The organism is Flavobacterium ammonificans (genome assembly GCF_020886115.1).
Lineage (GTDB): Bacteria > Bacteroidota > Bacteroidia > Flavobacteriales > Flavobacteriaceae > Flavobacterium > Flavobacterium ammonificans.
The window spans coordinates 37,723-50,784 of the sequence record NZ_AP025185.1 but is presented as its reverse complement, the minus strand read 5'-3'; the positions used below and the strand labels follow the sequence as shown (position 1 = coordinate 50,784).

The following is a 13,062-nucleotide window of genomic DNA, read 5'->3' as shown; positions in this document are numbered from 1 at the left end:
AATTACAGCAGTAAGCATTCGTTTACTGCTGTTTTTTTTATACCCTACTATCTGTTATCTTTGTCTCCTATTTGACAATCTATTTACTAGCTGATGAGAATTTATATCCTTTTTGTTTGTTGCTTGTTTTCCGTTCTACTTTCTGCTCAAGGACGCAAACCAAAAGTACTTGACCTCAGTACTAATACTACTCAAAATGACAATCTTTCTCCTGTTCCTTCTTCAAAAAAAATAGCCACAATAGATTTGTATCGATTTATTTCTTTGGATCAAGATACTACCTATATTGATACTTCATTAACTATTCAAAAGGAATACAGTCATAATTACTTACGACGTGATACTTTTGGGTTGTTACCTATGCCTAATGACGGACAGTCTTATAATACATTGCAGTATACTAGTGCTACAAATTCTATGTTTCCTGAATTTGGTTTCAAAGCCAAACATTTTAATTTCATTGAAGCACACCAAGTTCGCTATGCTTCTGTAGCAACTCCTGTAACCGAATTGTATTTCAAGTCCACACAATCAAGAGGACAGTCTGTTGATTCGTATTTAACATTAAACACTTCTCCCAATCTCAATTTTTCGATTGCTTATAGAGGGTTACGTTCCCAAGGGAAGTACATTAATCAATTAGCGAGTACAGGTAATTTTCGTTTCACGATGAGTTACAATACCAAAAACTTAAGGTATTTTAATAAATTTCATTTTACCCAACAGGATATATTGAATCAAGAGAATGGCGGTATTACCAACTTAAATGATTTTGAAAGCGAGAATATTGATTTTAATAATAGACAACGATTAGAAGTTTTCCTGACAGATGCGAAGTCCTTATTGAAAGGGAATCGAATTTTTGTAGATCACTCTTTTCGAATTAACCCAAAGAGTCGCGCTTCTAATTTGTATTTGAATCACCAATTCAATTACGAGAATAAGTTTTTCGAATACGGTCAAGCAACGGTACTTTCTTCTTCTAATGGAACTCCTGTAGCTCGTTTTGGAGAATCTTTCCGATCTATTGAAATTAATGACAAAACTCGATTTAATAAAATGTACAATAAATTGGGAATTTCTTTCGAGAATACTAGACTTGGTCGCTTTCATTTTTTTATGGAAGATTTTAGGTCCAATTATTTTTACAACCAAATTTTAATTTTTGACCGAGGAATAGTACCTAGTCTACTCAATTATAGCATCAATACAGTGGGTGGTCAGTATGCAGTTCAAAAAAAGAAATGGAGAGGAAATTTCAGATACACCACCTCCTTAACTAATGATGGGTTGTCTGATGTAGAAGCTTCTGTAAACTATGATTTAAATGACCAAAACCAATTTGTTTTTCAATACCAAAATAGTAACAAATTACCGAATGCTAATTTTAATCTGCACCAAAGTAGTTATGTGCAATACAATTGGTTTAATAATTTCAACAATGAGAAAATAAATAGGCTTTCGGCTACAGCAATTACTCCTTTTGTTACTGCTTCAGCTGAATATACTGTTTTAAACGATTATTTGTTTTTTAAAGAAGTATCAACTGCTTCTCAAAAATTAAATCAAACCCAAATCGTAGCGCCTTTTCAGTATGGAGGAACGATAAATCATCTGTCCATTAAATTGAATAGAGAATTTAAATTTGGAAAATTTGGTTTGGATAATACTATTCTGTATCAAAAAGTAGTACAGGGCGAATCGGTCTTAAATGTGCCTGAAGTTGTGGCGCGAAATTCCATATTTTTTTCCAATCATTTTTTCAAAAAAGCATTGTATTTACAAACGGGTTTTGTGTTGAATTATTTTACTTCCTTTTACGGTAACGAATACAATCCAGTTATTGGAGAGTTTTTTGTTCAAAGAGATACTAAAATAGGTAACTTCCCTTTGTTAGATTTTTTTGTAAATGCTAAAATTCAAAGAACCAGAATTTATTTTAAAGCAGAACATTTTAATTCCTCATTTACAGGCAATTCATTTTATTCTTCTCCCAATAATCCCTACCGTGATCTAACAATCCGTTTTGGTTTGATTTGGAATTTCTTCGAATAAATTAACCAATAAAACCGTGATTTGTTAATTTAAGCAATTGATGGTGTTTTTTTTGTATCTTAGATTTTCATTTAAAAAGCCCCCTGAATGAAAGAAGATTTTCTACATTATTTATGGAAATTCAAAAACTTTGAATGTTCCAGTCTAACAACTACCTCCCGTTTACCTATTACAATTATACAAAGTGGACAGTATTTGGAACAAGCAGGTCCTGATTTTTTCAATGCGCAACTGATCATTGGGAATCAAAAATGGGCCGGCAATGTAGAAATTCATTTAAAGTCCTCTGATTGGTATGTACATCATCATGAAATGGATTCAGCTTACGATAATGTCATTTTGCATGTAGTATGGGAACATGATGTGGAAATATACCGAGCTGATAATTCAGAAATTCCGGTATTGGAGTTGCAACAATTTGTAGCCGAAAGTACAATTGAGAATTATGATAGTTTACGCACTGCTAAATCTTGGATTTTTTGTGAAAAACAATTACGGTCTTTGGATCAATTTCTATTGAATAATTGGCTAGAACGTTTGTTTTTTGAGCGTTTAGAACGAAAGTCTGTTTTGGTTACAGCATTTCTACAGCAATCTACTTCTGATTGGGAAGCTGTTTTATTTTGTTTGTTAGCGAAGAACTTCGGTTTGAATACGAATGGTGATTCTTTTCTAGAATTGGCGCAATCGATTCCTTTTTCAATAATCAGAAAAGAATCTTTTGAGGTTGAAAATCTAGAGGCCTTATTTTTTGGAATGGCAGGTTTGCTTGATTTGGACCATCAAGAGGTGTATTCAAAAGATTTAAAACTCAGGTATGCCTATTTGACTAGTAAATACCAATTGGCACAACCGATTATGAGACCACTTCAGTTTTATAAGCATCGTCCTGATAATTTTCCGACTATTCGCTTGGCGCAATTCGCAATGCTATACCATCAAATTGCTAATTTATTCTCTAGGGTAGTAGAACTTACTACCATGGATGGAATGTATGATGTATTTCGAATCTCGCCTTCCAATTTTTGGAATACGCATTATGTATTGGATAAACAAAGTCCTTTTAAATCCAAGCTAGTTTCCAAGTCATTTATTGATTTAATTGTACTCAATACAATTATTCCTATTCGATTTGCTTACAATCAATCGGTAGGTATTGAAGACACAGAGTCTTTAGTCCAAATCGTACAATCAATTGCGCCAGAAAAGAACACTATAATTGATAAATTTGATTCTTTTGGCGTAAGTGCTCAAAATGCCTTTCAGACCCAAGCATTATTGCAATTGAAGAAAGAGTATTGTGATAAAAGTAGGTGTTTGGAATGCCAAATAGGAATTGAATTGATAAAAGGGAATCCAAAATGTAATTTGTCGTAAATTTGCAGCATTATGAAAATCTTCAATCATTTAAAATTCTTTTTTGAGAAACATGGATTTCATGTTTCATCGCGTTTAGCAGATGCTTTAGGAATGCGCGCCAGTAGCGTACGAATATTTTTTATCTATTTGTCATGTGTAACGGTAGGTTTGTGGTTTGTAGTTTACTTGATTTTAGCTTTTTGGATACGTTTGAAGGATTTAATTCGAGCGAAACGATCTTCAGTTTTTGATTTATAGTCATAAAAAAAAGCTCCTAAACAGGAGCTTTTTTTATATCATTGTATTAACTATTCTTGATTTTCATTGTTTAATTTTGAACGACTTTTACTGTAGCCAAAATAAACTAAAACTCCTATAAGAAGCCATACTCCAGAGAATATTTGAGCTTTGTAGCTTAAATTAACCATTAAATAAGTATTGATTAAAATTCCTAAAACTGCAATAACTGGTAATGCAGGAACTTTAAATGTTCTCACTAAATTAGGTTGTTTTACTCTTAAAATCCAAACAGCGATACACACCATTGTAAACGCAAATAAAGTACCAAAACTAGTCATGTCTGCTAGTTCATTAATTGGTGTAAAAGCAGCTACTACTGCTATAATTCCACCTAAAATCATTAAGTTGGTTTGTGGTGTTCCAGAAATTGGGTTAACTCTTGAGAAAACTTGAGGAATTAATCCGTCTTTAGACATTCCTAAAAATATACGAGATTGTCCCATAATCATTACCATTAAAACAGATACTAAACCTACAGTAGCTGCAATTGTGATAATTAATCCAGCCCAACCTTGACCTGCAATATCAAAAGCATAGGCTACAGGGGCTTTAATAGCATCAGGATATTTTCCTAGCGGATTAAAGTCTTGGTAATTCATCATTCCTGTTAATACTAACGATACTAAAATGTACAAAGTAGTACAAATTAATAAAGAAGCAATAATAGCAAAAGGCACATCTTTTTTAGGATTAATTGCTTCACCCGCTTGAGTGGAAACTGCATCAAATCCTACATAAGCGAAGAAAATAGCCGCCGCTCCAGAAACAATTCCAGCTAATCCATAAGCATTATGAGTAGAATCTTTTTCTACAATTTGAGTAGCTTCTGGTATAAAAGGAGACCAATTGTCTACATCTATAAAAAAAGCACCTGCAATAATTACAAACAATACAGCAGAAACCTTTAAAAGAACAATTAGGTTATTCGCTTTAGCAGCACTTTGGGTACCTTTAATAAGTATAGAGATTACCAATAAAACAATCAAAAAGGCTGGGAGATTCATGAATATTTTAAAATTAAAAATCTCTGGTGCGGAATTAAAATTATTAACTATCTCTTGAAAGCTTGTAAGTTTATCCTCTGTTAAAGTTCCTGATGCAATTTGACTTGAAGCTTCTCCGAATGCTTTGTTAGCTGTGCCTGGGTCAGTTGTCATCCAATAAGGTAGTTCTAAATGAAATATTTTAAGCAACTTATTAAAATAGCCGGACCAGGAAACGGCAACCGTCATCGAACCCATAGCATACTCTAATATAAGTCCCCAACCAATAATCCAGGCGAATATTTCTCCAATAGTTCCATACGCATAGGCATAAGCTGAGCCTTCAACAGGTAATATTGATGCAAATTCTGAATAACAAAGTGCAGCAAAGACACAGGCGATACCTGCAATTATAAATGATATAGCTAAAGCTGGACCAGCATGGTAGTAAGCTCCTGTTCCTGTAAGAACAAAAATCCCTCCTCCAATAATCGCTCCAACTCCAATAGCAGTTAAGCTCCATTTTCCTAGAACTCTTTTTAAAGTACTTTTTTTCATATCAGCCTCAAAAGCCGAAATAGGTTTAACTCTCCAAATTGACATGGTTATTTTTTGTTTTAGTTATTAGGTTTCAAATGTATCGATTTTTATAAAAAATAAAAACAATAATTGCTTTTAAAGTTGTAAAAAATAGAAGATGTTTTTTTTATTCCATGTTTCACAGCATTTTTTTTATTTTTTGAAAGCATAATTCAGGTATTTATTTAAATTTATAGTTCCAAATTCTAACCCCCAAATCATGAAATTTTCAAATTTTGTATCGTTTTTTATTTTCTCCAAAGCTCAAGCAAAGGGCATTCTACTTTTGTTTAGCATTATAATTATCCTCCAACTGTTTATTTTTTTCTTCGATTTTCGGATGCCCTTAAAATCGGATCCTGAAAAGGAAAAATGGATGGCTATTCAATCGGAATTAGATGTAGAAAAGAAGAATTTAAATAACCAGAAAAAGAAAATATTTCCATTTAACCCCAACTTTATTTCGGATTATAAAGGCTATAAGTTAGGGATGTCTGTGGCTGAAATTGACAGGCTTCATGCTTTTAGGAGAAAAAATAGTTATGTGAACTCAGCTGAAGAATTTCAAAAAGTAACTTTGGTTTCAGACTCCCTTTTAAATGAATTAGCTCAGTATTTTAAATTTCCCTCTTGGGTGACAAAAAGAACTACTGAAACTAGAGGCTCCTATAAACAGGCTTATTCAAAACAACAGCATCTTTTTGTTCAACAAGATATCAATCTTGCTTCTAAAGAAGATTTAATAGCGGTCTATGGAATAGGAGAGAAGCTTGCAACAAGAATATTGCTTGAAAGAGAACGCTTTCAGGTTTTTTTGAGTATGGAACAGTTTCAATTTATTTGGGGTCTTAACCCTGAAGCTATTCAAGACTTGCAAAAAAAATTCACTATTAAATCTTCCACAACAACTTCTTTCAAGAAGATTGCAATTAATGAGTTGTCAGTTAAAGAGTTATCGCAATTTCCCTATTTCAATTATAATCTAGCAAAAGAAATTGTGAAGTACAGATCAATGAATGGAGATATTAAAGAAATTGCGGATTTAACAAAAATTAAGGGAATGCCTAACGATAAAATAAAAATAATCGCACTATATTTGGAATTCTAATAAAAAGAATCAATTCTTAAATTTTAATTTTCACTAATGAATTCAATATATTTTTCAGAAGAGCATCAATTATTTAGAGCAAGCTTCCGTGATTTTTTACAAAAAGAAGTAGTTCCTCACATTGAACAATGGGAAAAATCCGGAACCATAGATCGCTTTATATGGAAGAAAATGGGAGAAATGGGCTTCTTCGGAATTAATTATCCAACCCAATATGGCGGACTGAACTTAGATTTGTTTTACACCGTAATCTTTTTGGAAGAATTACAAAAAATTAAATCTTCTGGTTTTGCTGCGGCAATGTGGGCACATGCCTATTTAGCCATGACGCATTTAAATGCTGAAGGAGACGAGCGTATTAAACAAGAGTATTTAGCTCCCAGTATTGCAGGTGATAAAATAGGAGCCCTATGTGTTACAGAGCCTTTTGGAGGTAGTGATGTTGCGGGTATGCGTACAACAGCTGTAAAGTCAGGTGATACATATATAATTAATGGTTCTAAAACTTTTATTACTAATGGTGTATACGCAGACTATTATATAGTAGCAGCAAAAACGCAACCCGAACTAGGGAATAAAGGAATAAGTATTTTTTTAGTAGACACTACTACACCAGGAATTTCAGCAACCAAATTGGATAAATTAGGTTGGAGAGCTTCTGATACTGCTGAAATAGCTTTTGATAATGTTGAAATTCCTGCTGGAAATTTAATGGGAGAGTTGAATAAAGGCTTTCCTTACATTATGCAACATTTCGCCTTTGAACGTTTAATAATGGCTATTAACGCACATGCAAGAGCTGAATATGCTATTGATTATACTATTGAATATATGGAACAACGCCAAGCTTTTGGTACGACCATTAATAAATTCCAAGCATTACGCCATACCTTAGTGGAACATGCGACTGAGGTAGAGCATTGTAAGATATTTAATTATGCAGCAATTGCCCGTTTGGATAAAGGGGAGTATGTAGTTAAAGAAGCTACCATGGCCAAGTTAAAATCTACTAAAGTAGCAGATGACGCGATTTACAGTTGCTTACAGATGTTAGGAGGTTATGGTTATATGGAAGAATATCCTTTAGCTAGGTTGTTTAGAGATAGTCGATTAGGGCCAATAGGCGGTGGAACTTCTGAAATTATGAAGGAAATTTTATCTAAAATGATATTGGACAAACAAAATTATAAGCCAGCAGTAGAATAATTATAGTTTTTAATTTTTAATTCATAATTATTTGTATACATTTGCAGCCTTAACGAGAGGAGGTGTCTATATTATGTTAATTATACCAATTAAAGACGGAGAAAATATCGATAGAGCATTAAAGCGCTATAAAAGAAAATTTGATAAAACAGGAACTGTTCGTCAGTTGCGTGCACGTCAAGCTTTCATTAAGCCATCTGTAACGAATAGAATGAAATTCCAGAAAGCGGCTTACATCCAAAACATGAGAGATAATTTAGAGAGTTAATATCTAAATTTAATCAAATACTAACCGTTAGTCATTGAAATTATATAATTTTGATGCTAACGGTTTTTTTTATGAAGAATAATAAAGAAGCATTTCGAGATTACCTGCAGTTGGAGAAAAAATATTCTCCACATACTGTATTGGCCTATTGGAATGATATTTCTTCTTTTGAATTGTTCAATTCGGTTCATTTCGACCAATCAACCATTGAAAAAGCCAATTACAGTCAAATTAGGAGCTGGATTGTTTCTTTAGTAGATGCTGAAGTGTCTGCTACTTCGGTAAATCGAAAAATTGCGTCACTTAAGGCGTTCTATAAATTTCTTTTAAAAACCCAACAAATTGAAGTCAGTCCGCTTACCAAACACAAAGCGTTAAAGACGCCAAAAAAAATCCAAATTCCTTTTTCTGAAAAAGAAGTGAATGCTGTTTTGGATGGAATGCAAAATCCAATTGGGTTTGAGGCTATTCGAGATAAGTTGATTATCGATTTATTTTACACAACTGGAATGCGAAGAACGGAGTTGTTGCATTTGAAAATAGCAAACATTAATTTGGCAAATAAAACAATCAAAGTTTTAGGAAAGCGAAATAAAGAGCGAATACTGCCGCTTTTACCTGTAATCACCTCACTATTGGAGCGTTATCTTCTAGAAAGGGCTGCGATTATAAACGATATGAATGTTGATTGTCTTTTTCTTTCTAAAAAAGGAGTTAAATTAAATGATTCTTTTGTGTACCGATTGATAAATTCGTACTTTAGTACTGTGTCCGAAAAAGTAAAAACGAGTCCGCATATATTACGTCATACGTTTGCTACTCATTTACTGAACAACGGTGCCGATTTAAATTCAGTCAAGGAATTATTAGGGCATTCTAGTTTGGCGTCAACTCAGGTGTATACACATAATAGTTTGTCTGAACTAAAAAAAGTATACCAGGAGGCTCATCCAAGAAATTCAAAATAATTTCAAATGTTTAATTATTAATTTATTTGATTATGAAGGTAAGTGTTCACGCGGTTAACTTTTCAGTTGACAGAAAGCTAGTTGATTTTATTCAGGAAAGAATGGATAAATTGGAGAAGTACTATGATAAGATTGTCTCATCGGATGTTTTTTTAAAAGTAGAGAATACTAGTGATAAAGAAAATAAATTTGTTGAAATCATCGTCAATGTTCCGGGAGATGATTTTATTGTAAAAAAACAATGTAGAACATTTGAAGAAGCAGTCGATTTGACCGCTGAATCTTTAGAGCGATTATTGGTAAAAAGGAAAGAAAAAACGAAATCAACTGTTTAAAGTAATTTTTTTTAAAAAAATGTTTTGAAACAGAGATAAAATCTATACATTTGCAGTCCGTTAGAAATAGCGGACTTTTTTTATTGAATTTGCCAGCGTAGCTCAGTTGGCTAGAGCAGCTGATTTGTAATCAGCAGGTCGTGGGTTCGAGTCCCTCCGCCGGCTCTATGTCGGTTGACGTCAAATAAATAAAAAAAGTAGGGGAGATACTCAAGCGGCCAACGAGGGCAGACTGTAAATCTGCTGTGTGAACTTCGCAGGTTCGAATCCTGCTCTCCCCACAAAATTTTCAGTAATGAAATTTTTATAAAACTTGTTTTAATAAAAATTTGATTTGAAAATTTAGTAAGGGTTCACCCTTACGGATCATAAGCTTGCTTGTAATCCTAATATGTCTTATGTTTTGAATCTAAATTGATTCAAAATTTAAGGTCGCCGGTGAAAACTTTACAATCCTTGCCGGTGTAGCTCAGGGGTAGAGTGCTTCCTTGGTAAGGAAGAGGTCACGGGTTCAATTCCCGTCATTGGCTCAAAAAAAGAATATTTGAACACTAATAAATATAAACTAAGATTAAAAATTAAGTAAAATGGCAAAAGAAACCTTTAACCGTTCGAAACCACACTTAAATATTGGTACGATCGGACACGTGGATCACGGTAAAACAACTTTAACAGCAGCAATCACGAAAGTATTATCTGATGCTGGTTACTGTCAAGCAAAATCATTTGATCAAATTGATAATGCTCCAGAAGAAAAAGAAAGAGGTATTACAATTAATACTTCACACGTAGAGTATGAAACAGCTAACCGTCACTACGCTCACGTTGACTGTCCAGGTCACGCGGATTACGTTAAGAACATGGTTACTGGTGCTGCTCAAATGGATGGTGCTATCTTAGTAGTTGCTGCTACAGATGGTCCAATGCCACAAACACGTGAGCACATCCTTTTAGGACGTCAAGTAGGTATTCCAAGAATCGTTGTATTCATGAACAAAGTGGATATGGTTGATGACGCGGAATTATTAGAATTAGTAGAAATGGAAATCAGAGATTTATTATCTTTCTACGAGTATGATGGAGATAATGGTCCTGTTGTTCAAGGTTCTGCTTTAGGTGGATTGAACAATGATCCAAACTGGGTTCCTAAAATCATTGAATTGATGGAAGCTGTTGATGCTTGGATTGAAGAGCCAGTTCGTGATACTGAAAAACCATTCTTGATGCCAATCGAAGATGTATTTACAATTACAGGTCGTGGAACTGTTGCTACAGGTCGTATCGAAACCGGAGTTTGTAACACTGGAGATCCAGTTGAAATCATCGGTATGGGTGCTGAGAAATTGACATCTACTATTACAGGTATCGAAATGTTCCGTCAAATCCTTGATAGAGGTGAGGCTGGAGATAACGCAGGTATCTTGTTAAGAGGTGTTGCTAAAGAAGATATCAAAAGAGGTATGGTTATTGTAAAACCAGGTTCTGTAAAACCACACGCTCACTTCAAAGCTGAGGTGTATATCTTGAAAAAAGAAGAAGGTGGTCGTCACACACCATTCCACAATAACTACCGTCCACAATTCTATGTTCGTACAACAGACGTAACAGGTGTAATTACTTTACCTGCTGGTGTAGAAATGGTAATGCCTGGAGATAACTTAACTATTGAAGTTAAATTATTGAGCGAAATTGCTATGAATGTAGGTTTACGTTTCGCTATCCGTGAGGGTGGTAGAACTGTAGGTGCTGGTCAGGTAACTGAAATTCTATAGTACTTTTTAAGTATAAAAATGAAAAGCCAGTAGTGGAAACATTACTGGCTTTTATTAACAAACGGGCGTAGTTCAAGGGTAGAATAGCGGTCTCCAAAACCGTTGATGGGGGTTCGAATCCCTCCGCCCGTGCAAAATATATATCATAATGACAAAAGTTGTTAATTACATATCGGAAGCATTTGAAGAGTTAAAATCAAATGTAACTTGGCCAGCTTGGTCTGAAGTACAACGTCTAACAATTGTTGTTGCTGTTTTTTCAGTGGTATTCGCCTTGGCAACTTGGGGAGTAGATGAGGCTTTTGCAAAAGCATTAGCTGGATTTTTTAACTGGTTAAAAGCTTAATTTTTTTTGTAATGACAGATAATAATATCAAGAAGTGGTATGTCGTTCGTGCAGTAAGCGGTCAAGAGAATAAAGTGAAAGCTTATATCGAGACTGAAATTACGCGTCTAGGGATGGGAGATTATGTTTCTCAAGTTCTAGTACCGACAGAAAAAATAGTTACTGTTAAAGACGGTAAAAAAATAGCTAAGGATAAAGTGTATTTTCCTGGCTATGTTATGATTGAAGCTAACTTAGTTGGTGAGATTCCGCATATTATTAAGTCTATTACTAGTGTAATTGGTTTTTTAGGTGAAACTAAAAATGGTGAGCCAGTTCCTTTGCGTATTGCTGAGGTAAATAGAATGTTAGGTAAAGTGGATGAGTTAGCTGTTACAACAGATACTCAGTCTATACCTTTCAACTTAGGAGAGACTATTAAGGTTATTGATGGACCTTTTAATGGTTTCAACGGTACAGTTGAAAAAATAAATGAAGAAAAGCGTAAACTTGAGGTAATGGTGAAAATTTTCGGAAGAAAGACTCCATTAGAATTAAGTTTCATGCAAGTTGAAAAAGTATAATTTTTGTTACATCTATAATAACCATTATTCTCGCTTCCATTGAGTGTAATGTTAAATTTTTTAAAAAATGGCTAAAGAAATTAGTAAGGTAGTTAAACTACAAGTTAAGGGAGGTGCTGCGAATCCGTCGCCACCGGTTGGACCTGCTTTAGGAGCTGCTGGGGTAAACATCATGGAGTTCTGTAAGCAATTTAATGCTAGAACTCAAGATAAACCTGGCAAAATTTGTCCAGTGCAAATCACTGTGTACAAAGACAAATCATTCGATTTTGTCGTTAAGACTCCTCCAGCAGCAGTTCAGTTATTGGAAGCTGCAAAGCTAAAATCTGGTTCAGGAGAGCCTAATCGTAAAAAAGTAGCTAGTGTTACTTGGGAACAAATTAGAGCAATTGCTGAAGACAAAATGCCTGACTTAAATGCTTTTACAATTGAAAAAGCAATGAGTATGGTAGCTGGAACAGCTAGATCTATGGGTATAACTGTATCAGGAGACGCTCCTTTTTAATTAAGAGAAAGACATGGCAAAATTGACAAAAAAGCAAAAAGAGGCTGCTTCAAAAATTGAAAAGAACAAATTGTATTCATTGAAAGATGCTTCGGTATTGATTAAAGCAATTGCTTCTGCAAAATTTGATGAGTCTGTTGATATCGCAGTACGTTTAGGAGTTGATCCTAGAAAAGCGAATCAAATGGTTAGAGGAGTGGTAACATTACCTCATGGAACTGGTAAAGATGTAAGAGTTTTGGCTCTTGTAACTCCAGATAAAGAAGCTGAAGCTAAAGCGGCTGGTGCAGACCACGTTGGTTTAGATGATTACCTTCAAAAAATTAAAGACGGTTGGACTGATATTGATGTGATCATCACTATGCCTGCTGTTATGGGTAAATTAGGTCCATTAGGTCGTGTTTTAGGACCTAGAGGTTTAATGCCAAACCCAAAAACAGGTACGGTAACTATGGATGTTGCAAAAGCAGTTCAAGAAGTTAAAGCTGGTAAAATCGATTTCAAAGTTGACAAAACTGGTATTGTACATGCAGGAATAGGTAAAGTATCTTTTGATGCTGATAAAATCTATGACAATGCACACGAAATTATTCAAACATTAATCAAACTTAAACCAACTGCTGCTAAAGGTACCTACATTAAAGGTATTCACCTTACAAGCACAATGAGTCCTGCTATTGCATTGGACCCTAAAGCAGTATAATTGGTAGTTAAT

The 13,062-nt window shown here is 34.2% G+C and carries 14 protein-coding genes and 4 tRNA genes; 17 read left to right on the top strand and 1 reads right to left on the bottom strand.

The window, feature by feature from the left end:
* The first annotated feature begins 93 nt into the window (after positions 1 to 93).
* The 3 genes from LPC20_RS00225 (at position 94) to LPC20_RS00215 (ending at position 3,672) form a co-directional block, all read left to right on the top strand.
* Positions 94 to 2,055: a putative porin gene (locus LPC20_RS00225; RefSeq protein ID WP_229325328.1), complete on the top strand. Its 1,962-nt coding sequence runs from the start codon at positions 94 to 96 to the stop codon at positions 2,053 to 2,055.
* A gap of 87 nt (positions 2,056 to 2,142) precedes the next feature.
* The gene (locus tag LPC20_RS00220; RefSeq protein ID WP_229325326.1) at positions 2,143 to 3,432 is read left to right on the top strand and encodes a DUF2851 family protein; all 1,290 of its coding nucleotides are present in this window, start codon (positions 2,143 to 2,145) and stop codon (positions 3,430 to 3,432) included.
* Positions 3,433 to 3,444: 12 nt separating this feature from the next.
* Positions 3,445 to 3,672: a PspC domain-containing protein gene (locus LPC20_RS00215; protein ID WP_229325324.1), complete on the top strand. Its 228-nt coding sequence runs from the start codon at positions 3,445 to 3,447 to the stop codon at positions 3,670 to 3,672.
* 50 nt (positions 3,673 to 3,722) lie between these two features.
* Here the strand turns inward: LPC20_RS00215 and LPC20_RS00210 are convergent, their stop codons facing one another.
* Positions 3,723 to 5,300, bottom strand: coding sequence for an APC family permease (locus LPC20_RS00210; protein WP_229325322.1), 1,578 nt, complete (start codon positions 5,298 to 5,300; stop codon positions 3,723 to 3,725).
* 196 nt (positions 5,301 to 5,496) lie between these two features.
* Here LPC20_RS00210 and LPC20_RS00205 point away from each other — a divergent pair, with 196 nt between their 5' ends.
* From LPC20_RS00205 to rplA, 14 genes are all read left to right on the top strand, one after another.
* Positions 5,497 to 6,384 (top strand): ComEA family DNA-binding protein, encoded by an 888-nt coding sequence (locus LPC20_RS00205; RefSeq protein ID WP_229325320.1) that lies wholly within the window; start codon positions 5,497 to 5,499, stop codon positions 6,382 to 6,384.
* Positions 6,385 to 6,420: 36 nt separating this feature from the next.
* A complete protein-coding gene (locus LPC20_RS00200; RefSeq protein ID WP_229325319.1) occupies positions 6,421 to 7,590 on the top strand; it encodes an acyl-CoA dehydrogenase family protein in 1,170 nt (389 codons plus the stop codon).
* A 73-nt stretch (positions 7,591 to 7,663) separates the two neighbouring features.
* On the top strand, positions 7,664 to 7,858 hold the full coding sequence (gene rpsU, locus LPC20_RS00195) for a 30S ribosomal protein S21 (RefSeq protein WP_229317267.1): 195 nt from the start codon (positions 7,664 to 7,666) through the stop codon (positions 7,856 to 7,858).
* Positions 7,859 to 7,929: 71 nt separating this feature from the next.
* Complete coding sequence (locus LPC20_RS00190; protein ID WP_229325318.1) at positions 7,930 to 8,826, top strand: tyrosine-type recombinase/integrase; 897 nt, start codon at positions 7,930 to 7,932, stop codon at positions 8,824 to 8,826.
* A 32-nt stretch (positions 8,827 to 8,858) separates the two neighbouring features.
* On the top strand, positions 8,859 to 9,161 hold the full coding sequence (gene hpf / locus LPC20_RS00185) for a ribosome hibernation-promoting factor, HPF/YfiA family (protein ID WP_229325316.1): 303 nt from the start codon (positions 8,859 to 8,861) through the stop codon (positions 9,159 to 9,161).
* A 91-nt stretch (positions 9,162 to 9,252) separates the two neighbouring features.
* A tRNA-Thr gene (locus LPC20_RS00180) sits at positions 9,253 to 9,326 on the top strand.
* Positions 9,327 to 9,361: 35 nt separating this feature from the next.
* Positions 9,362 to 9,442, top strand: a tRNA-Tyr gene (locus tag LPC20_RS00175).
* A gap of 177 nt (positions 9,443 to 9,619) precedes the next feature.
* A tRNA-Thr gene (locus tag LPC20_RS00170) sits at positions 9,620 to 9,691 on the top strand.
* 57 nt (positions 9,692 to 9,748) lie between these two features.
* A complete protein-coding gene (gene tuf / locus LPC20_RS00165; RefSeq protein ID WP_229317261.1) occupies positions 9,749 to 10,933 on the top strand; it encodes an elongation factor Tu in 1,185 nt (394 codons plus the stop codon).
* A gap of 61 nt (positions 10,934 to 10,994) precedes the next feature.
* Positions 10,995 to 11,065: transfer RNA gene (locus LPC20_RS00160), tRNA-Trp, on the top strand.
* Positions 11,066 to 11,081: 16 nt separating this feature from the next.
* Positions 11,082 to 11,279: a preprotein translocase subunit SecE gene (gene secE / locus LPC20_RS00155; protein ID WP_229325315.1), complete on the top strand. Its 198-nt coding sequence runs from the start codon at positions 11,082 to 11,084 to the stop codon at positions 11,277 to 11,279.
* An 11-nt stretch (positions 11,280 to 11,290) separates the two neighbouring features.
* Positions 11,291 to 11,842, top strand: coding sequence for a transcription termination/antitermination protein NusG (gene nusG, locus LPC20_RS00150; protein WP_229325313.1), 552 nt, complete (start codon positions 11,291 to 11,293; stop codon positions 11,840 to 11,842).
* A gap of 67 nt (positions 11,843 to 11,909) precedes the next feature.
* Entirely contained in the window at positions 11,910 to 12,347 is a 438-nt protein-coding gene (rplK, locus tag LPC20_RS00145) for a 50S ribosomal protein L11 (RefSeq protein WP_066324992.1), read from the top strand.
* Positions 12,348 to 12,360: 13 nt separating this feature from the next.
* Positions 12,361 to 13,050 carry a 50S ribosomal protein L1 gene (gene rplA / locus LPC20_RS00140; protein WP_229325311.1) on the top strand — a complete coding sequence of 230 codons (690 nt, stop codon included), beginning with the start codon at positions 12,361 to 12,363 and terminating at the stop codon, positions 13,048 to 13,050.
* The last annotated feature ends 12 nt before the right edge of the window (positions 13,051 to 13,062 follow it).

Excerpts from the sequence above, each read along its gene's own strand:
- LPC20_RS00200 (WP_229325319.1), top strand. The coding sequence starts at position 6,421 with ATGAATTCAATATATTTTTCAGAAGAGCATCAATTATTTAGAGCAAGC.
- rplK (WP_066324992.1), top strand. The coding sequence starts at position 11,910 with ATGGCTAAAGAAATTAGTAAGGTAGTTAAACTACAAGTTAAGGGAGGT.
- hpf (WP_229325316.1), top strand. The coding sequence starts at position 8,859 with ATGAAGGTAAGTGTTCACGCGGTTAACTTTTCAGTTGACAGAAAGCTA.
- rpsU (WP_229317267.1), top strand. The coding sequence starts at position 7,664 with ATGTTAATTATACCAATTAAAGACGGAGAAAATATCGATAGAGCATTA.
- LPC20_RS00220 (WP_229325326.1), top strand. The coding sequence starts at position 2,143 with ATGAAAGAAGATTTTCTACATTATTTATGGAAATTCAAAAACTTTGAA.
- LPC20_RS00210 (WP_229325322.1), bottom strand. The coding sequence starts at position 5,300 with ATGTCAATTTGGAGAGTTAAACCTATTTCGGCTTTTGAGGCTGATATG.
- LPC20_RS00225 (WP_229325328.1), top strand. The coding sequence starts at position 94 with ATGAGAATTTATATCCTTTTTGTTTGTTGCTTGTTTTCCGTTCTACTT.
- LPC20_RS00205 (WP_229325320.1), top strand. The coding sequence starts at position 5,497 with ATGAAATTTTCAAATTTTGTATCGTTTTTTATTTTCTCCAAAGCTCAA.
- LPC20_RS00215 (WP_229325324.1), top strand. The coding sequence starts at position 3,445 with ATGAAAATCTTCAATCATTTAAAATTCTTTTTTGAGAAACATGGATTT.
- nusG (WP_229325313.1), top strand. The coding sequence starts at position 11,291 with ATGACAGATAATAATATCAAGAAGTGGTATGTCGTTCGTGCAGTAAGC.
- LPC20_RS00190 (WP_229325318.1), top strand. The coding sequence starts at position 7,930 with ATGAAGAATAATAAAGAAGCATTTCGAGATTACCTGCAGTTGGAGAAA.
- tuf (WP_229317261.1), top strand. The coding sequence starts at position 9,749 with ATGGCAAAAGAAACCTTTAACCGTTCGAAACCACACTTAAATATTGGT.
- secE (WP_229325315.1), top strand. The coding sequence starts at position 11,082 with ATGACAAAAGTTGTTAATTACATATCGGAAGCATTTGAAGAGTTAAAA.
- rplA (WP_229325311.1), top strand. The coding sequence starts at position 12,361 with ATGGCAAAATTGACAAAAAAGCAAAAAGAGGCTGCTTCAAAAATTGAA.